The organism is Solibaculum intestinale, from assembly GCF_040096205.1.
GTDB classification, from domain to species: domain Bacteria; phylum Bacillota; class Clostridia; order Oscillospirales; family Acutalibacteraceae; genus Solibaculum_A; species Solibaculum_A intestinale.
Genome location: NZ_JBBMFD010000002.1, coordinates 138,442 through 161,654 on the forward strand (window position 1 = coordinate 138,442; position 23,213 = coordinate 161,654).

The window sequence follows — 23,213 nt, forward strand, 5'->3', positions numbered from 1 at the left end:
AAAACCACCGGCTATGCCGGTGGTTTTAACTTGATACGGGAAAAAATCGGCTGACGTCTTTCAAACGTACGGGAATCGGGTTTATTTCCGTGGTGTTTCCTCAGCCAGAAATCGGCGGATGGACCTTTTTGCAATATTGGACCTCTACCGGTAGTTTTTTATCATTGAATGAAGGAAGAGGCCTGCGGACTCAGTCCGCAGGCCTCTTCCTGGTTAATAGGAGATGTTTTTATTTCGTGTCTCCGTCCATCCCCTCCCGCAGGGAACGAACAAAGTCATACAACGGGCCAGCACAGGATTCCCCATGCTCGGCAGCCACCTTGACAACGGCGCTGCCCACAATCACCCCATCGCAGTAGCGCTGCATTTCTTTTGCCTGTTCTGGCCCGGAAATACCGAAGCCTACGGCGCAGGGAATGGTGGCGTAGGGTCGAATTTGGCCGAAAAACGCATCAAAGTCGGTAGAAAAGCCGGAACGCATCCCGGTGACCCCGGTGGAGGACACGCAGTAAAGAAAGCCCTTGGCACCTTTTGCAATTTTGGCCGCCCGTTCGTGGGAGGTGGGGGCCACCAGGCGGATGGAATAGACCCCGTGCGCTTCGGCCACGCCTTCGATCTCGTCCTTTTCCTCATAGGGCATATCGGGGACGATCACCCCGTCCACCCCGCACTGCTCGCACAGGGAGAAAAACCGCTCCTTGCCGAACCGGTAGATGCTGTTTAAGTAAAGCATGAGCAGGAGCGGCTTCTGGGTCCTTTCCCGCAGGCGCTTAACCAGGTCGAAAATAGCCACCAGCGTCGTCCCCGCCGCCAGCGCCCGCTGGGATGCCTCCTGGATGACCGGCCCTTCCGCCACCGGATCGGAGAAGGGAACGCCCAGTTCAATCAGGTCCGCCCCCGCCCGGTCCATCGCCAGAACCGCTTCTTGTGTCACCGAAAGGTTCGGGTCCCCGGCGGTGATAAAGGTGATGAGGGCCTTGCGTCCCTGTTCTTTGCACTCTGCAAATTTCGCATCGATTCTATTCATGAATGGTCACCCCTCTGTATCGTGCTACCTGGTAAACGTCTTTATCCCCCCGGCCGGACAGGCAGATGACCAGGCTCTGGTCCCTGCCCATCTGGGGTGCGAGCTTTCTTGCCGCCGCCACCGCGTGGGCCGACTCAATGGCCGGAATGATACCCTCGGTTTTCGACAGGTATTCGAACGCGCTCACCGCTTCCTCGTCGGTGATGTCCACATAGTCCGCCCGGCCGGTTTCAAAGAGATGGGCGTGCTCCGGGCCGATGCCGGGATAGTCGAGCCCGGCGGAAATGGAATAAACCGGGTCGATTTGCCCCTCTTCGTTTTGCAAAAACAGGGACTTCATTCCGTGAAAAATTCCCTTGGAGCCTTTGGTGATGGTGGCGGCGTGCAGGGCGGTGTCCACCCCTTTGCCGGCCGCCTCCGCGCCCACCAGCCGCACCGACGGCTCGTGGATAAAGTCATAGAACATGCCCATGGCGTTGGAGCCGCCGCCTACGCAGGCCACCACGCAGTCGGGCAGCTTTCCGGTTTTCTCAAGCATCTCCCGTTTGGTCTCCTCGCCGATGATCTTCTGAAAATCCCGGACCATGGTGGGGTAGGGGTGGGGGCCCATCACCGAGCCGATTAGGTAATAGGTGTGCTCTACATTTGTGGCCCAGTCCCGCATAGCTTCGTTGATGGCGTCCTTTAAGGTACGAGTCCCGCTGGACACGCCGGTGACCTTCGCCCCCAGAAGCTCCATGCGGTATACGTTGAGAGACTGGCGCTCCATGTCCTCCTCGCCCATGAACACCTCGCATTCCATACCGAAAAGGGCCGCCGCGGTGGCGGTTGCCACCCCGTGCTGGCCGGCGCCGGTTTCCGCGATCAGGCGGCGCTTGCCCATCTTCTTTGCCAGCAGCGCCTGCCCGAGCACGTTGTTAATCTTGTGGGAGCCGGTGTGGTTTAGATCCTCCCGCTTGATGTACACGGCCGCGCCGCCCAGGTCTCTGGTCATTTTTTCAGCGTAATACAGCATGGAAGGGCGGCCCGCATAGTCCCGGTAATAGGTGTGCAGCTCCTCCAGAAAGGCCGGGTCCTCCCGGTAGTGGTCGTATGCCGCCTGCAGCTCCTGCACGGCGGCCATAACGGTTTCGGGGACGTACTGCCCGCCGAACTCGCCGAATCTTCCGATTTTATTCATGGTCAAACCCCTCTTATGATTGATAGAATCTGCTTGATTTTTTCCCGGTCCTTCACGCCGTCTGTCTCAATCCCGCCGGACAGGTCCACCCCGTCCGGATGCACTTGCCGGACAGCTTCCCGGAGGTTGCCTGCGTGCAGGCCTCCCGCCAGGAAAAAGGGCCTGGGCGGGGAAACGCGCCCGAACAGGCTCCAGTCCGCGGTTTTCCCGGTTCCGCCGTAAGCGTCTTTGGAAAAAGCGTCGAACAAAACCAGGTCCGCCCCATAGCTTTGGGCGCGCTGCAGGTCGGATTCCTTTTGTACCCGCACCGCCTTCCACAGGCCGGCGCCCGGCGGCAAAAACGTACGCAGACGGGCGATGTACGCCGCGTCCTCATCCCCGTGTAGCTGTACGGCGTTTAGGGAAACGTCCCTTGCAATTCGGGCCACCGTTTCAGGCGCTTCGTTGACGAAAACGCCCACCGCCTGGATGGATGCGTCCAAAGCCTTTCGCAGGGCCGCCGCCTGGACGGGCGTCACCTGCCGGCGGCTTTGGGCAAAGACGAAGCCCACATAATCGGGCTTAAATTCGTTTACATACCGGATGTCTTCCATGCGTCTCAAGCCGCAGAGCTTACCCTTCATATCCCCTCCCGCAGAGAGGAAAGGGCAGCCCCGATGTCGCCGCTTCGCATCAGCGTTTCCCCGATGAGAACCGCGTCGGCGCCCTGCTCTCGGACCATACGCAGGTCTGCACTCTTTTGCATGCCGCTCTCGGCCACAAGGATCGTATCCGCCGGCAGCATTTTCGCCAGTGTACCAGTGACGGTGATGTCCACCTGGAAGGTGGTTAAATCCCGATTGTTGATCCCCACGATGGGGCACCCGGCGGACAAAACCCGTTCCAGCTCTTCCTCGTTGTGCACTTCCGTCAGACACGCAAGGCCCACCGACTTGGAAACGGCGAGAAATTCCCGGATGGTTTCGGTGGAAAGCAGCGCGGCGATGAGCAAAACCGCGTCCGCTCCCAAAACCCTGGCCTCATAAATCTGGTAAGGATCAAAAATGAAATCCTTTCGCAGCAAGGGGAGGTTTACCGCTTTGCGGATAGCGGACAGGTATGCGCCGTTTCCCTGAAAGTACCGTTCCTCCGTCAAAACCGATACGGCGTCAGCACCCGCCGCTTCATAGGCCTTGGCGGTGGCAACCGGGTCAAAGTCCGGCTTTATGAGGCCCTTGGAGGGGGAGGCTTTTTTCACCTCCGCGATGACGGCCAGCCGGTTCCCGCGCAGCGCACCCGCAAAGTCTTTGGCAGGGGCGGCCATCCCTTCGGCTTCGGCCCGGACTTCAGGAAAAGGCCGCCTGGCCTGTTCCCGCGCCAGCTGCTCCTTGCGGGCCGCTACGATGTCGTCCAGAATCATGCGCGTTTGCCCTCCTTTGCGAAGGAACTGGTCAGTTCCTTAAGCGCCTCGAGCTTTTGCATGGCCGCACCCGAGTCAATGGAACGTTTTGCCATGGCTATTCCGTCCTCAACGCTGTCCGCCCGGCGGGCGACGTAAAGGGCGCAGGCTGCGTTTAACACCACGATGTCCCGCTGAGGACCTTCCTTGCCGGAAAGCACGTCTAAGGTGATCTGCGCATTGTCCCCAGCCGTGCCGCCCACAAGGACCGATTTGTCCGCAAAGGCAATGCCGTAGTCCCGCGGGTCTAAGTCGTACTTGATGATCTTGCCGTCACGGATTTCGCAGATGCGGGTTTTGTCGGAAACGGTAATTTCGTCGAGCCCGTCGCAGCCGTGGACAATCATGGCGCCCTTGATGCCTAAATTCATCAGCACCCGGGCCATGGTCTCCATCAGTCCCTCGTCGTACACACCCAGAATGATATACTGAGCGAACGCCGGATTTGCCAGCGGGCCTAAGATATTGAAGACGCTGCGCACCCCCATCTCCCGCCGGGGCCCGGCGGCAAAGCGCATGGAGCTGTGAAAACAAGGGGCGAAGAGGAAGGAAAGGCCGCATTCTTTGATGCACCGCTCCGCCTGGGGTGCGGTCATGTTGATGTTGATTCCTAAGGCTTCCAGTACGTCCGCCGCCCCGCTCTTGCTGGACACGCTGCGGTTGCCGTGCTTGGCCACCTTCAGGCTGGCCCCGGCGATGACGAAGGAAGCGGTGGTGGAGATGTTAAAGGTGTTGGCCATGTCCCCGCCGGTGCCCACAATGTCAATAACCGAGGTGGAATGCCCCACCTGCACGGCGTTTTTGCGCATCACCCGGGCAAACCCGGTGATTTCGTCGGTGGTTTCCCCCTTCATGCGAAGGGCGGTCAGGAAGGAGGCGATCTGCGCGTCGGTGGCGCCGCCGCTCATGATGCAGTCCATCGCCTCGAAGGCCTCCTCCTGGCTGAGGTTTTCCCCGTCGATGGCCTTGAAGATGTAAGGCTTTAAGGCGTTACGCTTGGCAGGGGGAATTTCCGCCTTGGGAGTGCCGAAGGAGGTGACGGGAAGGCGGGCTACCTTTCCTAAGAAGTTTTCCAGCAGCTGCTTGCCGCAGCTGGTCAGGATGGATTCGGGATGAAACTGCACGCCGAAGGTAGGGTGCTCCTTATGCATGACCGCCATAATCTGCCCGTCCTCATCGGTGGCGGTGACTTTCAGGCAGGAAGGAAGGCTCTGCCCGTCGGTAATCAGGGAATGGTACCGAGCGACCGGGGCGCTTTTGGGCAGGCCGGAAAAGAGCGGGCAGCGGGGATCCAGATTTACCGTGCTCGCCTTGCCGTGCATCAGCGTTTTTGCCGGGACCGTCTTGCCGCCGAAGGCTTCCCCGATGGCTTGGTGTCCCAGGCACACGCCCAGAATCGGGATGCGCCCGGAAAAACGCTTCACCGCTTCGATGGTGACGCCCGCTGTTTTCGGATAGCCGGGGCCGGGGGAGAGAAGAAGGGCTTCGGGCTTGAGCTTTTCGATTTCGTCCAGGGTAATCTCGTCGTTTCGCACTACTTTTACGTCGCTGTAAAGCTGGCCGACGATCTGGTAAAGATTATAGGTAAAGGAATCGTAATTGTCGATGAGTAAGATCATAGCTTCGCCGCCTCCTCAATGGCATGGATGACTGCCTGGGCCTTGTTCCTGGATTCTTCGAACTCTTTTTCCGGCACCGAGTCGGCCACAATGCCGCCTCCCGCCTGGATGTAGGCTTTGTTGTTCTGAAAGAGCGCCGTGCGGATGGCGATGCAGGTGTCGATGTTCCCGTCGAACCCTAAGTATCCTACCGTGCCGCCGTACAGGCACCGTTTCTTGTTTTCCAGCTCGTCGATGATCTCCATGGCCCGCACCTTGGGCGCGCCCGAGAGAGTTCCCGCAGGAAGCACCGCCATCAGCGCGTCCACCGCCGTTTTGCCCTCCTGTAAGATGCCCTTGACGTCGCTGACCAGGTGCATCACCTTGGAAAACCGCTCCACCTGCATCAGCCGGGTGACCTCCACCGTGCCGAATTTGCTGACCTTGCCCACGTCGTTGCGGCCTAAGTCCACCAGCATGGTGTGCTCCGCTTTTTCCTTGGGGTCGTTTAGGAGGGCTTTCTCATTCTGGGCGTCCAGCTCCGGGGTGACCCCTCTCGGGCTCGTGCCGGCGATGGGGCGGGTGGTAACCACCCCTTTGGTGACATTCACCAGCATTTCCGGGGACGCGCCCACAATCTGATAGGAAGGGCACTGCAGATAATAGAGATAAGGGGACGGGTTCGTCGCCCGCAGCACCCGGTAGACGTCGAAGGGATCGGGGGGGTTCTCCGCCTCGAACCGCTGGGAGAGCACCACCTGGAAAATATCGCCTGCACGGATGTATTCCTTGGCCTTCTCCACATTGGACATGAATTCCTCTTTCGTTAAGTTGGAGGTGATGCGGCAGGGGCGGGGAGGTTTTTCCTGGGCCGGGGCGGGGACAAAAGTGCGAATCTGCTCCGCTAGCTCCTTTGCCCGCGTTTCGCAGGCGGCGTACTGGGCGTCCAAATCCCCGTCCTTATAGATGTTGAGGATGATTACGGTCTTGTTGCTCAAATGATCGAAAGCCACCACCTCGTCAAACAAAAACAGATGGCAGTCCGGCAGATGCAGGTCGTCTTCGGGGACACTAGTTAATTTTTTTTCCAGATACCGCACCGTATCGTAGCCGAAAAAGCCCACCAGCCCGCCGGTGAATTTGGGCCGGTTGGGAACGCTGGGGGAATGGGTGCGCTCAAGAATGCTCTGCAAAAAAACAATCGGATTGCTTACCGGCTGTCTCGAGGCCTTGCCGTCCCGAACCGTGACGCCCTCGCCATGTTCGATCCTTACTTCCAGCTTGGGACGGATGCCGATGAAGGAATACCGGCCCCATTGCTGGGAATTGTCCACGCTTTCTAAGATAAAGCAAGTTTCGTTGCCCGCTTTTAAGGCGTTGAAGAGGTGCACCGGCGTGTAGGTGTCGGAAAGAACCTCGTAAAAAACCGGCGCTAAGTCATAGTCGTTTAGAAGTTCCTGAATTTCGTGTTTGGTCGGATACATAAAAAGCTCCTTCTCTCCGCGCTTAAGATTTCCCAAGTCTCCGCTCCTTGCGCGGGCACAGAGCGGAGAAAGGCAACAAAAAAAGCCGGTCGTCCAAACCATGGGACGATCGACTCGTGGTGCCACCCAAATTCGAAAGCTCAAAAAGCTTTCCTTGTTCACAAGGGTACGCGGCAATTTTGCAAGGTACATTGCGTCAAATGCAGGATACCCCCTCCGCGTAACGTGCGGATCACGGCGTCAGCTACTCCGGCCCTTCTTTTTAAGACCGTTTCCCCTTGCTCCTCACAAACCCATTCCTCCAAAGCAGCGTATGTACCGGCTTTCCACCAGCCGCCGGCTCTCTGAACACCGTGTTGCGGAGTACTCACTTTTGCTCAACGGATTTTTCTATCTGATTTTGTTGCTATTATATGCGCCCATAAACCATTTGTCAACCCTTTTTTTCAGCCAGTAAAAAGATAAAGATTGGCGGCAATAGCCCGAAGATCGACAGCTTCCCTTGAAAAAGACGGGGGTTTGGATGGGCACACGGTCCAAAAAAGCGCCGTTTTGCCGCCAAGGCAGGGCGATAAAGACAAACCCAAATGGTCTTTTGGTTGCGACCTTGCCTGCGAAAAAGCACGCCGTTACGGCTGCAGGCGGGAAAACTCCGCGGCCATGTCCGCCAGCGTCAAACCGGACAGCACCTCGTCGATCTTTTCATCCATCCGGTCCCATACCTTCTTTCGCACGTGCCTGGCATACGGGGATTCTTCCTGCGAGCCGTCCGCGCCTACGATGGACAAATCCCCTTCCAGCACCTCCAGCACCTGCCGGATGGTGATGTCCGAAGGCGGGGCCGCCAGCCGGTAGCCGCCCTGAGAGCCGGACATTCCCCGTATCAGCCCCGCGTTTTTTAAAGCCGCAAAGCTGTGTTCGAGATAGTTTAAAGAGATGTTCTGCCGCTGGGCGATGCTTCCTAACGTCACGTAATCCCCCTGGTCGTGAATGGCCAGGTCGATCATAGCGCGCAGGCCGTACCGCCCCCGGGTGGATAGCTTCATTCCGCTCCCTCCTTTGGAAAGGATTGTGCCAGGTCAAAAAGCGTCACCCCGTCCGCTACCCCATCGATGGCGGCGGCGAGCCTCGTCCAGACCGGACGAGTGGCGCACCGGGAGGCCATGGCGCTTTGGCAGAGGGAAGGGTCACGGATGCAGGCCACTGGGACGAGTTGCCCTTCCACCGCCCGCAGAATCTCACCCACCGTGATTTCGCTAGAAGGCCGGGCCAGCAGGTAGCCGCCCTTCTGCCCGCGCACCGTGGTCAAAAGTCCCGCCTTGCGCAGCCGGAAGAAAAGCTGCTCCAGATACCCTTCGGTAATCCCGGTTTTACCGCTCAGTTCCCGGACCTTTTTCGGCCCTTCCCCGCAATTGACCGCCAGACAGCACATGGCCTCGACCGCGTATTTTCCTTTGGTGGACAGCTTCATCCAGTTCCCTCCTTCTTAGGTTTCTGCTGCTATGATAGCGCAAAAAGGACAGCGGCGCAAGAGAAATTTTATAATTCCTATTGACATAGTAAAGATAAAAGGCTATAATCTTTATCAAATTGATAGGAAATACAGGGAAAGGGGAGACCGGCCGTGGAAAAAACAACCGTTGCCTTTACCCGTCTCGTGCATGTCACCAGCCGGCGAATGTGTCTGTGTTTGTTCCTAGCATAACTGGATGAACCGCACAGGAGGTAAGAAACATGAGCCAATTTCGTTTTGAAACCAACCAGCTGCACGCGGGCCAGGCGCCGGATCCGGTGACCAAGTCCCGTGCAGTGCCCATCTATCAGACTACGTCCTATGTTTTCGACGACACCAACCAAGCCGAGAACCTGTTCGGCCTGAAGGAACCCGGCAACATTTACACCCGCATTATGAACCCCACCACCGATGTTTTCGAAAAGCGCATCGCTGCGCTGGAAGGGGGCGTGGGGGCGTTGGCAACGGCTTCCGGGTCGGCTGCCATCACCTATTCCGTTTTGAACCTGGCTTCAGCAGGGGATGAGATTGTCGCCGCCTCTACTCTGTACGGCGGGACCTTTGCTTTGTTTCACTCCACCTTACCAAAACTAGGCATTCGCACCACCTTTGTAAATCCCGACGATCCGGGCAACTTTGAAGCCGCTGTTACCGAACGGACCAAGGCCTTGTATATGGAGTCCATTGGGAATCCCGGCATCAATCTCATTGACATGGAAGCGGTGGCGGACATCGCCCACAGGCACGGCATTCCCTTGATTGTGGACAATACCTTCGCCACTCCGTATCTGCTTCGGCCCATCGAGTTCGGCGCGGACGTGGTGGTCCACTCGGCCACCAAGTTCATCGGCGGCCACGGCACCTCCATCGGCGGCGTCATTGTGGACGCGGGCCGGTTTGACTGGGCGGGGAGCGGGAGATTCCCGGATTTCACCGAGCCGGATGAAGATTACCACGGCATCCGCTACGTGCCGGATGCGGGAAACGCGGCCTATATCACCAAAGCCCGGGTTCAGCTTCTTCGAAATACCGGCGCGTGCTTAAGCCCCTTCAACGCCTTTCTACTCTTGCAGGGCCTGGAAACCCTGTCTCTGCGGGTGGAGCGGCACGTGGAGAACGCCCAGAAGCTCGCTTGGTATCTCCAAGGACACGAAAAGGTGGCCTGGGTGAATTATCCGGGCCTTCCGGGGAATCCTTATCATGCCCTCGCGGAGAAGTACCTGCCTAAGGGCGCCGGTTCCATCTTCACCTTCGGCGTCAAGGGCGGCGAGTCCGCCGCCCGCAGGCTGATCGACAGCCTGCACATTTTCTCCCAGCTTGCCAACGTGGCCGACGCCAAGTCTTTGGTTATCCACCCGTCGTCCACCACCCACCAGCAGCTTTCCCCAAGCGACCAGGAAAAGGCCGGGGTCACCAAGGATATGATCCGCCTTTCCGTCGGCCTCGAACACATCGACGACCTGATTGCCGATCTGGAGGGAGCTTTTTCAAAACTCGACTAGGAGGCGCTTTTATGCCAAACATCGCACAGGATTTGACCCAGTTAATCGGAAACACCCCCCTTCTCAAGCTGTCCCGTTATGGGGAACAGGAAGGGGTGAAGGGAGAGCTGGTGGCGAAGCTCGAAAGCTTCAACCCCCTCTCTTCGGTCAAGGACCGCTTGGGCTACGCCCTGATTGCCGACGCGGAGGCGAAGGGAATTTTGGGCCCCGGTTCCACCATCGTTGAGCCCACCAGCGGGAACACCGGCATTGCCCTCTCCTTTGTGGCGGCGGCTAAGGGCTACCGCGTTATCCTTATCATGCCGGAAACCATGAGCCTGGAACGGCGCAGCCTGCTCAAGGCCCTGGGCGCCGAGCTGGTGCTCACCGAAGGAGCCAAGGGCATCAAGGGCGCCATCGAAAAGGCCCAGGAGCTGAAAGAGGAGATCAAAGGCGCGGTGATTCTCGGCCAGTTTACCAACCCCGCCAATGTCCGCATGCACTACCATACCACCGGCCAGGAAATCTGGCGGGACACCGACGGCAAGGTGAATCTCTTCGTGGCGGGCATCGGTACCGGCGGCACCATCACCGGCGTGGCAGAGGCCCTCAAGGAAAAGAATCCGGCGGTGCGCATCGTAGGGGTGGAACCGGCCGCATCGCCAGTGCTGTCCGGCGGGCAGCCGGGCCCCCACAAGATCCAGGGCATCGGCACCGGCTTCGTCCCGGAGCTTCTGAGAAGGGACCTGATTGACGAGGTCCTTCCCGTGAGCAATGAGGACGCCTTTTCCACCGCCCGCAAGTTGGCTTCGGCGGAAGGCCTTCTGTGCGGCATTTCTTCGGGCGCGGCCCTGTTTGCGGCCACCCAGGTGGCGAAACGGGAGGAAAACGCGGGCAAACGCATTGTGGTGCTCCTGCCCGATACCGGAGAGCGGTACCTTTCCACCGGCCTCTTTGATGCGTAATCCTGTGCCTGCTCGGAAAGAGGCATTGTCCATCCCCCTGATTTTGCATGTCTATGCAAAATCAGGGGGATTTTGCTGTCCGCCTTAGATTCGCCGACTTTCTTCACACGGCATGCCTATGAAAAGCAAAACCACTTGCAGACCGGGTTCTATCCACGCCAAAGAGGGCGGCTGACTGGCTGGGAAACCAAAGGGATTGGAATGGTACGTGCAGAAATGCAGTTCGGCATCAGAGCGCTGTCATACGTTTCGTAAAAATGAAAAACGCTTCCCGCTGGGACAAGCAGGGAAGGAAATGAGATGGGAATGACTGGAATATCAGCCTTTCAAGCCGGTTTTTCCTCTGTCCTTCTCCTTTTTGGTGGATTTGCAGGGCGTCGATTTTTCAGCAAATTAACGTTTTTTGGAACAAACGGACCTTCTTTTGCATAAAATAAAGTACAAATGACCATTATGTAAACTTTTTCGAACAATTGCTTTCGTCGCATTGAGATGGTCAAAAAAATATGGTAAAATAATAATAAATATTTGCATTTTCATACAGAATGGAAAGGGTGCGATTTCGAAGAAAAACAGGTGAAGGAGGGACTGCGGTTTGATCACAATGATGTTGGTTGGGTCGTTGATTCTGCTGGTGTGTGTCACGTCCAGCAAGCTTTTGTACCGGTTCGGCGTACCGGCGCTGCTTATTTTTTTGGTGCTGGGTATGTTCTTTGGTTCGGATGGACCGGGCGGTATTTATTTTGACAATTTTGATCTGGCCCGGCAGCTTTGCTCCTTCGGCCTGGTTTTCATCATGTTCTACGGCGGTCTGGGCACCAATTGGAAGATGGCCAAACCCGTAGCGGTACCGTCCATCCTGCTATCCACGGTGGGCGTGGTGGTCACGGCGGTGCTGACGGGGCTTTTCTGCCATTTTGTTTTGGGAACCACGTTGCTGGAAGGCCTTTTGGTGGGCTCGGTGGTGGGCTCCACCGACGCCGCGTCCGTCTTTTCCATCCTTCGTTCCCGCAAGCTCAACCTAAAGGGTGGCCTCGCCTCCATGCTAGAGGTGGAAAGCGGAAGCAACGATCCCATCGCCTACATGATGACGATGGTGATTTTGTCCCTCATGTCCGCCGGAGGCGGGAACTCCATCGTGCTGATGGTGGTGTGCCAGCTGGTGTTCGGCCTGGGGCTGGGCTTTGGCCTTGCCAAGCTTGCGGTATGGATTCTGCGCCGGGTCAAATTCGAGATCGAGAGCTATTATCTGATTTTTGTGGCCGCTGTGGCGATCTTAGGTTATTCTCTGTGTGAATTCATCGGCGGAAACGGATACTTGTGCGTGTACATCGTAGGCATTGTGGTGGGCAACAGCAAAATCGTCCACAAGCGCAGCCTGGTGCATTTCTTCGACGGAATTTCCTGGCTGATGCAGATCATGCTCTTTTTTACGCTGGGGCTCCTCTCCTTCCCGTCTCACCTGCCAAGCATCCTGCTGCCCGGCATTCTGGTTTCCCTCTTTCTTATCCTGGTGGCGCGGCCGGCGGCGGTCTTCGGCATCCTATGCTGGTTTAAGCGCCCGGTGAAGCAGCAGTTGTTCGTTTCTTGGGTGGGGCTGCGGGGCGCGGCGTCCATTGTGTTCGCCATCTTCGCGGTAACCAATGTGTCCGGGATGGAAAACGACCTGTTCCACATGGTTTTTTTCGTGGCCTTGTTCTCAGTAGCCGTCCAGGGAACTCTGATCCCCTTCTTTGCCAAAAAGCTCGACTTGGTAGAGGAATCCTCCCCGGTTCTCAAGACCTTTACCGACTACCAGGAGGAAACCGGTGCCGTGCTCAAGGAATACCTCATTGAGCCGGACAGCGTGTGGGCGGACAAAGCCATCGCCGAGGCGGACATTCCCGAGGAAATCCTGGTGGTGATGATCAAGCGAGGCGGCGAGGTGGTGGTGCCAAAGGGCTCCACGGTAATTCTGCCGGGAGACCGGCTGGTTCTCAGTGCAAACGATTTCGATGGGCTGCCTTCCTGACGCGAACGCGGCGGGTGAGGAGAGTTTTTCCAATTTGCACTCATAATTTGTCTTTCTTACGGGACAATAAGAAGAGAACTGGAAGGTTTTTCTCCGGGGAAACGGCGGATGAGGTTGAATTCGGGGCGGCGATGTTGTATGATAAGGTTTATGGAATGCGCAAATATACAAATTATCCCAAATTTCAGCCTTTGCAAACCGGGACGTTTGAACGCGATGGCTCGCCATCCAGGATGACGGACAGAATATGTGTAGTAGTGAGGACAACATGAGATTTCAGTTTAAACAGACGATCCGCACCATTATGGTGCTGTTCGATATCGTAATCTTGTCCGGCGCGTTTTATTTTCTGTGGATCAGCCTTTATAACAGCGATATCCCCAATCCTTTCTTCCGCAACGGGAACTATCTGCTGACCATCGTATACGCGCTGATTGTGACGGTGACGGTCATCCTGATGAAAGGCCATCAGGTGGGGCAGAACCGAATTACCGAAATTCTTTTGTCCCATGCCATTGCGCTGGGCCTTTGCAATACGATCATGTTTTTGCTCGCGTCCCTGCTTTCCTATGAGTTCGTGGATTTTGTGGGCTTTATCTGGCTGACGGTCATTCAAATGATCATCGTTACCTTCTGGGCCTGTATAGCAAACCGGGTCTATTATCAGATTTACCCGCCTCACGATATGCTTCTTGTCTATGACGACGAGATCAACCATGCCATTAAGAAAAAGCTCAACCGGATTGTGGATAAATACCGGATTTTGAAGGAAATCAACGTAAGCGAGGGCCGGGAGGCCATTGAGGCGGCCATGGAGCCCTTCGATTCCATCGTTCTCTCCGTCAACAGCACGGAGCTTCGGCAATGGATGATCAATCTATGCTATCAGAAAGCCAAGCGGCTTTATGTGGTCCCTTCCATTACGAACATTCTGGTCAACGGCGCCACCGACATCCGGGTGGTGGATACCCCCATGCTCTTTCTGCGCAACCAGGGCCTGACCAATGAAAAGCGGCTCTATAAGCGGCTTTTGGACATTGTAGGTTCGCTTTGCGGCATTTTGGTGCTGTCGCCTATCTTTTTGGTGACGGCATTGGCCATCTGGGCTTACGACCGTAAAAACGTGTTCTACACTCAAGAACGCCTGACCATTGACGGGAAGGTGTTCAAGGTGCTGAAGTTTCGCTCCATGATCGTGGACGCGGAGCGAAACGGTGCGCAGCTGGCTACGGTGGACGACGACCGGATTACGCCTGTGGGAAAAATCATACGCAAGCTACGTATCGATGAAATTCCACAGCTTTTTAATGTCTTAAAAGGGGACATGTCGCTGGTGGGTCCCCGCCCGGAACGGCCGGAGATCGCTGCGGAATATGAAAAGTCCATGCCCGAGTTCGCCTATCGCCTCAAAGCCAAGGCGGGCCTGACCGGCTATGCCCAGGTTTATGGAAAATACAACACCACCGCCTACGACAAGCTCCTGATGGACCTGATCTATATTGAAAACTATTCCTTCCTGCTGGATTTGAAGCTGATGATCCTGACCCTGCGCGTGGTGATGATGCCGGATAAAACCGAAGGCATCCAGCAGGGAGAACGGATGGCGCAGACGAAGAAAACCACCGAGGAATAGCCTTGCGCCGAAATTTGCGAGCAGGAGTGTGCCATGTGGACGTATCGGTAATCATCATCAATCACAATACGAAAGACCTGACGGCCCAGACGGTGGAGTCGGTGCTTGCCGCTACCCATAGGGCGTCCTTTGAGGTGCTGGTGATGGACAATTCCAGCAACGAAGCCCAGCGCTATCTGGGGATGAAGGACGAGCGGGTGCGGGTGTTTTCCGGTGTGGAAAACCACGGATTCGGCCATGCGTGCAATCTGGGAGCAAAGAAGGCACGGGGCGATTTTCTCTTGTTTTTAAACTCGGATACCATCGTGCACGATGGCGCCATCGACGCAGGCGCTGCCTATCTAAAGGAGAATCCGTCCATCGGCGTGCTGGGCCTTCGTACCGTGCTGCCGGACGGGACGCTGGACAGCGGCTGCAAACGGGGATTTCCCACGCCCTTAGCCGCCCTTTATTACTTTATGGGGATGGACAAAAAGCATCCTGACAATCCCAAATACGGAGCCTATCACCAAACGTTTATCGACCCTGAAAAGAACAGCGACGTGGACGCGGTCTCCGGCGCGTGCATGCTGGTGCCCAAAGCCGTGTATGAGCAGGTGGGCGGGTTCGATGAGGACTTCTTTATGTACGGAGAGGACCTGGACCTTTGCTATCGCATCAAGGAAAAAGGGTACCGGGTGGTATACTTTGCCGATGGGGCCATCACCCATTTGAAAGGGCAAAGCGGCCTGCACCAGAAGTCGAAGCCCATTATTTATCACTTTCATCACGCCATGCTGCTTTTCTATCAAAAGCATTATCGAAAGCAATATAACCCCTTTGTTACCGGGCTTGTGTATACCGGGATTTACGCCAAGTACGGGCTGACCCTTTTAAAAGGGAAGATGAGCCGGGAAAAAGGAGGAACGGCCGGGGTATGATCGACATTTTGATGGCGGTCTATCAAGGGGAAGCCTATGTCGCCGAGCAGATCGAATCCATTCTAAAGCAAACGTACACCGATTGGACGCTGCTTATTGGGGACGACGGTTCCAAGGACCGCACTATGGAAATCCTTTTGGCATATGAAGCGAAATACCCGTCCAAAATACGGGTCATTCCAAATACAAAAAATTCCGGCAGCGCCCAGGCGAACTTCTTCCGTCTTCTTTCTCTAAGCGAGAGCGCCTACGCCATGACCTGTGACCACGACGACGTGTGGCTGCCCGACAAGGTGGAAAAAACCATGGGGGAGATGGAGCGCCTGGAGGGGGAGAACCCGCCGGGAACGCCGATTTTGGTCCATACCGACCTTGAGGTGGTGGACGAGAACCTGCGTACCATCGCACCGTCCATGTTCCGGCTGCAAAACCTGGACAGCCGCCGGGTTTCCCTTTCAAAGCTGCTGGCGCAAAATGTGGTTACCGGCTGCACGATGCTGGCAAACCGCCCGTTGCTCGACTTAGCCAAGGATCCGCCCGCCAGCGCCATCATGCACGACTGGTGGCTGGCGCTGGTGGCGGCGGCTTTTGGGAAGATCGGATTTGTTGACGAGCCCACCATCCGCTATCGGCAGCATGGGAACAATGAGGTGGGAGCCAAGAACGTCCGGGACCCCAAATATGTGGCGGCAAGGCTGTCGAAAACCGAACAGATTCATAAGGTGCTGACCGATACTTACCGGCAGGCGGCTGGTTTTTACGAGCGTTATCAAGGCAGGCTTTCCAAAGAACAGGCCGAGCTGGTGCTGGGTTACGCGAGAATGCCGGAGTACGGCAAGCTTCACCGCATGGCGCATCTTCTGCGCAACGGACACGGTAAGAATGGGCTGGTCCGCAAGGCCGGGCAGCTCTTGTTTGCATAAAGAAACGATAGGAAATGAGGTTTTTGTATGAAAGGCATTATTCTTGCGGGCGGCGCGGGAACCCGGCTTTATCCGTCGACCATCGCCTGCTCCAAGCAGATTCTGACCGTCTACGATAAGCCGATGATTTATTATCCCCTGTCCACCCTGATGCTGGCTGGAATTCAGGAAATCCTGATCATCTCCACTCCGAGAGACCTGCCGGTGTTTCAGGAGCTGTTTGGAGACGGAAGCCATTTGGGGCTCAAGTTCTCCTACGTGGTGCAGGAAGCGCCCCGCGGCCTGGCCGAAGCCTTCATCCTGGGGGCGGACTTTATTGGAGACGACAATGTCTGCCTGGTGCTGGGGGACAACATCTTTTACGGTTACGGTTTCTCCGGCCGGCTGGCCGCGGCGGCGGGCCGCAAGGAAGGCGCTACCATCTTCGGCTACCATGTCAGCGAACCGAGAGCCTTCGGTGTGGTGGAGTTCGATAAGAACGGCACGGTTCTTTCCATTGAGGAAAAGCCGGAGCATCCCAAGTCTAACTATGCGGTGCCCGGCCTTTATTTCTACGACAACCAGGTGGTGGAGATTGCCAAGTCCATCAAGCCCTCCGCCCGGGGCGAGCTGGAAATCACCGCCGTCAATAACGCCTATCTTGAACAAGGCAAGCTGAAGGTGGAGCTCTTCGGCAGAGGAATGGCGTGGCTGGATACGGGAACCCACCGGGCCATGCTGGACGCGGCCAATTTCGTCGAAGCGGTGCAGACGAGGCAGGGACTGTATATTTCCTGCATTGAGGAAATCGCCTACCGCCGCGGCTTTATCAACAAGGAGCAGCTTCTCGTGCAGGCCGAGCGGTTTAAAAAGAGCGAGTACGGCGATTACCTGTTCCACATTGCTAACACCATCGAGGTATAAGGAAGGACGGAGACGTTTTCGTGAAAATACTGATTACGGGCCGAAACGGTCAGCTTGGAAATGAGCTGGCGAAAATCTTAAAAGAGGGACGGTCGGAGCTGGGAGCCATCCCGGCATGTTATCAAGACGCCCAGGTCACCGGTGTGGACTTAGATGAACTGGACATTTCGGATCAGGAGGCGGTCAACCGTTTCTTTGAGGGAAATCCCTTTGATTTGCTGATCAACTGCGCCGCCATGACCAATGTAGAAGGCTGTGAGGACAATCAGGACGTGGCATTTAAGGCAAACGCCCTGGGGGCTCGGAACATGGCCTTGGCTGCTGACAAAATGGGTGCGAAGCTTGTGCACGTATCCACCGACTATGTGTTCTCCGGGGACGGAAGTGTTCCCTACGTGGAATGGGATCTGTGCAACCCGCAAAGTATTTACGGAAAGAGCAAATATCTTGGCGAGCAGTACGTACGGGAATTGTGCAAAAAGTATTTCATCCTGCGCACTTCCTGGCTTTATGGTTATGTGGGGAAGAACTTTGTCAAGACCATCCTGCGCATCGCCAAGGCAAATGAGGAAATCACCGTGGTCAACGACCAGCGGGGCAATCCCACCAACGCCGCCGACCTTGCCCATCATATCTTAAAGGCTGCGGCTACCGAGCAGTACGGCGTGTACCACTGCACGGGGACAGGAGAATGCACCTGGTACGATTTCGCCTGCAAGATCGTGGAATACGCGGGGATTGACTGCAAGGTCCGTCCCGTCACCTCCCAGGAATATGTGCAGAAGGCCAAGCGGCCCGCCTTCTCGTCGCTGGACAACCGGATGCTGCGTTGCACGGTGGGGGACGAAATGCGCGACTGGCAGGAAGCTCTGGAATGCTATCTGAAAAACCTCAAGGACATGTAAGAAAGGCGGACAAGGATGATGAAAACCTATCTGGTAACCGGAGGCGCGGGCTTTATCGGCTCGAACTTTGTGCTGTACATGCTCAAAAAGTACGACGATGTGAAAATCGTCAACATCGATAAGCTGACCTATGCAGGCAACCTAGAAAACCTCAAAGAGGTGGAGAACCACCCGAACTATGTGTTTCGGCAGGTGGACATTTGCGACCAGGCAGCGGTAGCGGCGTTGTTCCAAGAGTTTGACTTTGATTATGTGGTCAACTTTGCTGCGGAAAGCCATGTGGACCGCTCCATTGCCGACCCGGAAATCTTTGTTAAGACCAATGTCCTCGGCACGGTCAACCTGTTAAACAACGCAAAGCTCGCCTGGCAGACCGGCGACGACCAGTATAAGGACGGATGTAAGTTTTTGCAGGTATCCACTGACGAGGTGTACGGCTCTTTGGGCGAAACCGGGTATTTCATGGAAACGACCCCGCTTGACCCCCACAGCCCCTATTCTTCCAGCAAAGCCAGCGCCGACCTGTTCGTGAAAGCGTATCACGATACTTATAAATTCCCGGTGAACATCACCCGCTGCTCGAACAACTACGGCCCCTTCCAGTTCCCGGAGAAGCTCATTCCCCTCATCATCAACAATACCCTGGCCCATAAGGACCTGCCCATCTACGGCGACGGCATGCAGGTGCGTGACTGGCTGTATGTGGAGGACCATTGCAAGGCCATCGACATGGTGGTGCGCGGCGGCAAGGTGGGCGAGGTGTATAACGTGGGCGGCCACAACGAGCGGCCCAACATTTTCATCGTCAAAACCATCCTTGCCTACATCAAGGAGCATGTGGACCCGGCGGTGGGCGAGCACATGATGAAGCATGTGGAGGACCGTAAGGGTCACGACCGCCGTTACGGCATTGATCCCGAAAAGATCAAGAAGGATTTGGGCTGGTACCCGGAGACCTGCTTTGAGGACGGCATTAAGCTGACCATCCAGTGGTATCTGGACCATATGGACTGGATGAAGAATGTCACCAGCGGCGAATACCAGAAGTATTACCAGAAGATGTACGCGGATAAATAAGCGGTGTATTTGGTGTTTGGCTTTTGTATGCGAAGGCAGGCAGAAGCCAAACCTATCCATATCACGGCGGTCTTGCCGCCAGGGCATAATTTCCATGGAAAGGTGAGAAAGAAAACATATGGGACAGTTTACCTTTATTAAAACCGATATTGAGGACTTATATATCATTGAGCCGAAGGTATTCGGCGACAACCGGGGCTATTTTATGGAGACCTACAACTACAACGACTTTAAGGCCGCCGGTCTTGACATGGTCTTTGTGCAGGACAACCAGTCCCGCTCCAAGAAGGGCGTGCTGCGGGGCCTTCATTTCCAGAAGAAGAACCCCCAGGGAAAGCTGGTGCGGGTCATTGAAGGAGAGGTCTACGACGTGGCGGTGGACATCCGCCCAGGCAGCAAGACCTACGGCAAATGGCACGGCGTTCTCCTTTCCAAGGAGAACAAGCGCCAGTTTTACGTACCCGAAGGGTTTGCCCACGGATTTTTAGTGCTGTCGGACGTGGCGGAGTTTGTATACAAGTGCACCCGCTTTTATGATCCGACCGACGAAGGCGCCCTTTACTACGCTGACCCGGACATTGGCATCGACTGGCCGATTTCCGAAGGAATGGAAGTCCTGTTAAGCGAGAAGGACAAAAAGAACGGGGCGTTCCAAGACTTGAATAGATGAGGGTGAAAACGATTTGAAAGCGTATTTGCAGACATTCACCCGGTACCGCCATCTGCTGATGGACTTGGTAGCCAGGGATTTGAAGGTGAAATACCGCCGGTCGGCTTTGGGTTTTTTATGGAGCATCCTCAATCCGATTCTGATGGCGCTGGTTATTTCGGTCGTGTTCAGCCAGATGTTCCGGTTTAAACAGGAATACTTCGCCTCTTATTACCTCACCGGTGCGTTGATTTTCAATTTTATGTCGGAAGCCACCTCCAATTCCCTGACGTCGGTGATCAGCGGAGCGTCGCTCATTAAAAAGGTGTATCTGCCCAAGTACATTTTTCCGCTTCAGAAAACCGTATTTGCCTTTGTCAACATGCTGTTTTCTCTGGTGGCGGTGCTCGTCATGATGCTCATTGACGGGGTGCCTTTTCACTGGACGATTTTGCTTTTCCCGATTCCGATGATCTACGTGTTTGTGTTTACCGTGGGCCTGAGCCTGCTGCTGGCTACCTTAAACGTGTTTTTCCGGGACGTAGGGCACCTTTATTCGGTTTTCATCACCGCATGGATGTACCTGACCCCTCTCATTTACCCGGAAAGCCTGCTGACTGATACCAAGCTTGGAAGCTTGACACTCATGTCCATTGTGCAGTTCAACCCCATGTATTATTATGTGACCTATTTCAGGCGGGTCGTGATGGACGGTGTGATTCCGGGGCTTGAGGTGAACCTCATTTGCGCCGCCTGTTCCCTGTTCTTTTTGGTGCTTGGCGTGTGGGCGTTCAAGCGCAAGCAGGACAAGTTTATTCTGTATGTGTAAAGAGGAGGGGATTCGGGGTGCCCAACGCGATTGAAGTGAGCAATGTTACCATGAAGTTCAACATGTCCAAGGACAAGGTGGACTCCATTAAGGAATATTTTATCAAGCTTTGTAAGCGCCAGCTGCGTTTTGAGGAATTCACGGCGCTGCAAAACGTCAGCGTCAACATTGAAAAGGGCGACGTGTTTGGAATCGTGGGCCTCAACGGTTCTGGAAAAAGTACGTTTTTGAAGGTGGTTTCCGGGATTTTAAAGCCCACCGAGGGCTGGGCGAAAACCTACGGGACGATTTCGCCGCTGATTGAGCTGGGCGCGGGCTTTGATATGGACCTGACCGCCCGGGAGAACGTGCTTTTAAACGGCCTGGTGCTGGGATACACGAAAAAGCATATGAAGGAAAAGTTCGACGAAATCATTGAATTTGCCGAGCTGCAGGACTTTGTGGATGTGGCGCTCAAGAACTTTTCCTCCGGCATGGTGGCGCGCTTAGGGTTTGCCGTAGCGACCATTACGAAACCGGATATCTTGATTGTGGATGAAATTTTATCGGTGGGCGATTATTTGTTTCAGCAAAAGTGCGAAGAGCGCATCAAGGAATTGATGGCCGACGACACGACAGTACTGATTGTCTCCCATTCGATTGAGCAGATTGAACGGCTTTGCAAGCATGTGATGTGGCTCGACCACGGGCATGTTAAGATGCTTGGGGATATGAAAACCGTCTGTGATGCCTATAAGAGCATGTAGACGAAGGACAGAGATGGCTCGGGAGGAATCATACACCGTTGAAAAGGGACGAACAGACATATAAGACAAAAGACCACACGCCCCATCCAGCGCCTGATTCGGAAATGGGGAAACCTGCGCGTGCAAAGAAGGGCGGCCTGAAAAACAGCCGGTACGGTAAAATCCTTTGCAAGGGATTTTCCAGCATTCAGAACTACGGCATCCGCGCCACCTGGCAAAAGGTACGCCGGCGCAGATTCCGCCGGATGCGGGAACGGGAGTTTATGGCCCACTATGTGTTTACTCCCGAGGAACGGCGGATGCAGGAGAATACGGTCTTTGACCGGGACATCACCTTCAGCATCTTAGTCCCGCTTTACAATACCCCGGAACACTTTCTCACCGAAATGATCGATTCCGTTCGGGCACAGACCTATGGGAAATGGGAGCTATGCCTGGCGGACGGCAGCGACGGGGCCCATGCCTACGTGGGAGACATCTGCCGCCGGTATGCGCAGCAGGACGCGCGCGTGCGGTATCAGGTGCTTACAGAGAACCTGGGAATTTCCGGGAACACGAATCAGTGCATTGCGATGGCCACAGGCGATTACATTGGCTTGTTTGACCACGATGATTTGCTTCACCCGGCGGCGCTCTATGAGGTGATGAAGGCCATTACTGAACACAACGCCGATTTTATCTATACCGATGAAATGACCTTCTCCGGCACCATCCAAAACCCGGTGGCAACCCATTTCAAGCCGGATTTTGCGTTGGATAATTTGCGTGCCAACAATTATATCTGTCATTTTTCGGTGTTCAGCCGGGCGCTGCTCGATCAGGTAGGTTATTTCTCCGGCGATTATGACGGCAGCCAGGATTTTGACATCATATTGCGCCTGACGCAAAAGGCAAAGCATGTGGTGCATATTCCAAAGCTTCTCTATTTCTGGCGCAGTCATGCGGGGTCCACGGCGGGAGACATCAGCGTCAAGCCCTATTGCGTTGCATCCGGGATTCGGGCGCTGAACGACTATCTTAAGCGGGAAGGCATCGAAGGCAGAGCCATGGAGGCGCCCAATGCTCCGCTGCTTTACCGGATTGCATATGCGCTCAAAGAAACGCCTCTGATTTCCATTGTAATGCTCAGCACCGGCAGTGCGGCAGCGAGACGGCGGTGCATCGATTCCATCTACCGGAATTCCACTTATCAAAATTTCGAGCTTCTCCTGGTGGGAACGGATGGCGCAGAGGAGGGTAACCATTCCAATCTTCGCCTGCTTTCCTGGGAGAAGCCTTTTCACCGCGCGAAGATGCTCAATTTTGCCGCAAGCCAGGCAAAGGGAAAATATCTGCTCTTTTTGGATGACGATACCAAAGTGATTTCTCCGAAGTGGATAGAAGAAATGCTCATGTACGCCCAGCGTGACGACGTGGGTGCGGTGGGGGCCAAGCTCTATTTTCCGAACAATACCATCGAGCATGCAGGGCTTCTCATCGGCATCCGAGGAAGCGTCGGCCATGTTCATTACCGGGCGGCACGGGGAGACGCCGGTTATATGGGCCGGCTGATGTACGCCCAGAATTTCAGCGCCGTATCCGGTGCGTGTATGATGATTTCTAAGGAGAAATTTGAGCAAACGGGCGGCTTTTGCGAAGACTATGCGGTTGCCTTTCACGATGTGGACCTTTGCCTGCGTCTGCGGGAACAGGGTCAATTGATCGTGTTTACCCCCTACGCGGAACTTTACCATTACGTGCCCAGGGCAAAAGGCAAGACTGCCACGGATAGTTCGGCCCAATTTCAGAAGGACGAAGCCAGGTTTCAAACCAAGTGGAAGGCCTTCATTGAGAAGGGAGATCCCTATTACAACCCGAACTTTTCCTTGGAACGGGATGATTTTACCTTATAAGTAAGCCATAAGAGGGGATCGGCGCAGCTGCGCCGATCA

At 55.5% G+C, this 23,213-nt stretch carries 21 protein-coding genes; 13 read left to right on the forward strand and 8 right to left on the reverse strand.

Features of this window, described 5'->3' with window-relative positions; translation table 11 throughout:
• Positions 1–229: 229 nt before the first annotated feature.
• From trpA to WMO26_RS02865, 8 genes are all read right to left on the reverse strand, one after another.
• Positions 230–1,027: a tryptophan synthase subunit alpha gene (trpA, locus tag WMO26_RS02830; RefSeq protein WP_349218019.1), complete on the reverse strand. Its 798-nt coding sequence runs from the start codon at positions 1,025–1,027 to the stop codon at positions 230–232.
• On the reverse strand, positions 1,020–2,207 hold the full coding sequence (gene trpB, locus WMO26_RS02835; RefSeq protein ID WP_349218020.1) for a tryptophan synthase subunit beta: 1,188 nt from the start codon (positions 2,205–2,207) through the stop codon (positions 1,020–1,022). Before trpB ends, trpA begins: the two co-directional genes overlap by 8 nt.
• A 2-nt stretch (positions 2,208–2,209) precedes the next feature.
• Positions 2,210–2,830 (reverse strand): phosphoribosylanthranilate isomerase, encoded by a 621-nt coding sequence (locus tag WMO26_RS02840; protein ID WP_349218021.1) that lies wholly within the window; start codon positions 2,828–2,830, stop codon positions 2,210–2,212.
• Entirely contained in the window at positions 2,827–3,606 is a 780-nt protein-coding gene (trpC, locus tag WMO26_RS02845) for an indole-3-glycerol phosphate synthase TrpC (protein WP_349218022.1), read from the reverse strand. The genes WMO26_RS02840 and trpC overlap by 4 nt, the downstream gene beginning before the upstream one ends.
• The gene (locus WMO26_RS02850) at positions 3,603–5,264 is read right to left on the reverse strand and encodes a bifunctional anthranilate synthase component II/anthranilate phosphoribosyltransferase (RefSeq protein WP_349218023.1); all 1,662 of its coding nucleotides are present in this window, start codon (positions 5,262–5,264) and stop codon (positions 3,603–3,605) included. Before WMO26_RS02850 ends, trpC begins: the two co-directional genes overlap by 4 nt.
• Positions 5,261–6,727 (reverse strand): anthranilate synthase component I, encoded by a 1,467-nt coding sequence (gene trpE, locus WMO26_RS02855; RefSeq protein ID WP_349218024.1) that lies wholly within the window; start codon positions 6,725–6,727, stop codon positions 5,261–5,263. The genes WMO26_RS02850 and trpE overlap by 4 nt, the downstream gene beginning before the upstream one ends.
• 629 nt (positions 6,728–7,356) lie before the next feature.
• Positions 7,357–7,773 carry an RrF2 family transcriptional regulator gene (locus WMO26_RS02860; RefSeq protein WP_349218025.1) on the reverse strand — a complete coding sequence of 139 codons (417 nt, stop codon included), beginning with the start codon at positions 7,771–7,773 and terminating at the stop codon, positions 7,357–7,359.
• A complete protein-coding gene (locus WMO26_RS02865) occupies positions 7,770–8,198 on the reverse strand; it encodes an RrF2 family transcriptional regulator (protein ID WP_349218026.1) in 429 nt (142 codons plus the stop codon). The genes WMO26_RS02860 and WMO26_RS02865 overlap by 4 nt, the downstream gene beginning before the upstream one ends.
• A gap of 263 nt (positions 8,199–8,461) precedes the next feature.
• Between WMO26_RS02865 and WMO26_RS02870 the strand changes: the two genes are divergently transcribed.
• The 13 genes from WMO26_RS02870 to WMO26_RS02930 all read left to right on the forward strand — a co-directional run bounded on the left by WMO26_RS02870 (position 8,462) and on the right by WMO26_RS02930 (position 23,174).
• Entirely contained in the window at positions 8,462–9,742 is a 1,281-nt protein-coding gene (locus WMO26_RS02870; protein ID WP_349218027.1) for an O-acetylhomoserine aminocarboxypropyltransferase/cysteine synthase family protein, read from the forward strand.
• A gap of 11 nt (positions 9,743–9,753) precedes the next feature.
• Positions 9,754–10,686, forward strand: a complete 933-nt coding sequence (gene cysK / locus WMO26_RS02875; RefSeq protein ID WP_349218028.1) for a cysteine synthase A — start codon at positions 9,754–9,756, stop codon at positions 10,684–10,686.
• A gap of 604 nt (positions 10,687–11,290) precedes the next feature.
• On the forward strand, positions 11,291–12,697 hold the full coding sequence (locus WMO26_RS02880; protein WP_435431544.1) for a potassium/proton antiporter: 1,407 nt from the start codon (positions 11,291–11,293) through the stop codon (positions 12,695–12,697).
• Positions 12,698–12,965: 268 nt separating this feature from the next.
• The gene (locus WMO26_RS02885) at positions 12,966–14,330 is read left to right on the forward strand and encodes an exopolysaccharide biosynthesis polyprenyl glycosylphosphotransferase (protein WP_349218030.1); all 1,365 of its coding nucleotides are present in this window, start codon (positions 12,966–12,968) and stop codon (positions 14,328–14,330) included.
• Positions 14,331–14,365: 35 nt separating this feature from the next.
• Positions 14,366–15,250, forward strand: coding sequence for a glycosyltransferase family 2 protein (locus WMO26_RS02890; RefSeq protein ID WP_349218031.1), 885 nt, complete (start codon positions 14,366–14,368; stop codon positions 15,248–15,250).
• A complete protein-coding gene (locus WMO26_RS02895) occupies positions 15,247–16,173 on the forward strand; it encodes a glycosyltransferase family 2 protein (RefSeq protein WP_349218032.1) in 927 nt (308 codons plus the stop codon). Before WMO26_RS02890 ends, WMO26_RS02895 begins: the two co-directional genes overlap by 4 nt.
• 27 nt (positions 16,174–16,200) lie before the next feature.
• Positions 16,201–17,076, forward strand: a complete 876-nt coding sequence (gene rfbA, locus WMO26_RS02900) for a glucose-1-phosphate thymidylyltransferase RfbA (RefSeq protein WP_349218033.1) — start codon at positions 16,201–16,203, stop codon at positions 17,074–17,076.
• A gap of 20 nt (positions 17,077–17,096) precedes the next feature.
• Positions 17,097–17,981, forward strand: a complete 885-nt coding sequence (rfbD, locus tag WMO26_RS02905; RefSeq protein WP_349218034.1) for a dTDP-4-dehydrorhamnose reductase — start codon at positions 17,097–17,099, stop codon at positions 17,979–17,981.
• Positions 17,982–17,999: 18 nt separating this feature from the next.
• Positions 18,000–19,058, forward strand: coding sequence for a dTDP-glucose 4,6-dehydratase (gene rfbB / locus WMO26_RS02910; protein WP_349218043.1), 1,059 nt, complete (start codon positions 18,000–18,002; stop codon positions 19,056–19,058).
• Between the two features lie 118 nt (positions 19,059–19,176).
• A complete protein-coding gene (gene rfbC / locus WMO26_RS02915; protein ID WP_349218035.1) occupies positions 19,177–19,728 on the forward strand; it encodes a dTDP-4-dehydrorhamnose 3,5-epimerase in 552 nt (183 codons plus the stop codon).
• A gap of 13 nt (positions 19,729–19,741) precedes the next feature.
• Positions 19,742–20,536 carry an ABC transporter permease gene (locus WMO26_RS02920; protein WP_349218036.1) on the forward strand — a complete coding sequence of 265 codons (795 nt, stop codon included), beginning with the start codon at positions 19,742–19,744 and terminating at the stop codon, positions 20,534–20,536.
• A 17-nt stretch (positions 20,537–20,553) separates the two neighbouring features.
• Positions 20,554–21,282 carry an ABC transporter ATP-binding protein gene (locus WMO26_RS02925; RefSeq protein WP_349218037.1) on the forward strand — a complete coding sequence of 243 codons (729 nt, stop codon included), beginning with the start codon at positions 20,554–20,556 and terminating at the stop codon, positions 21,280–21,282.
• Positions 21,283–21,320: 38 nt separating this feature from the next.
• On the forward strand, positions 21,321–23,174 hold the full coding sequence (locus WMO26_RS02930; protein ID WP_349218038.1) for a glycosyltransferase family 2 protein: 1,854 nt from the start codon (positions 21,321–21,323) through the stop codon (positions 23,172–23,174).
• The last annotated feature ends 39 nt before the right edge of the window (positions 23,175–23,213 follow it).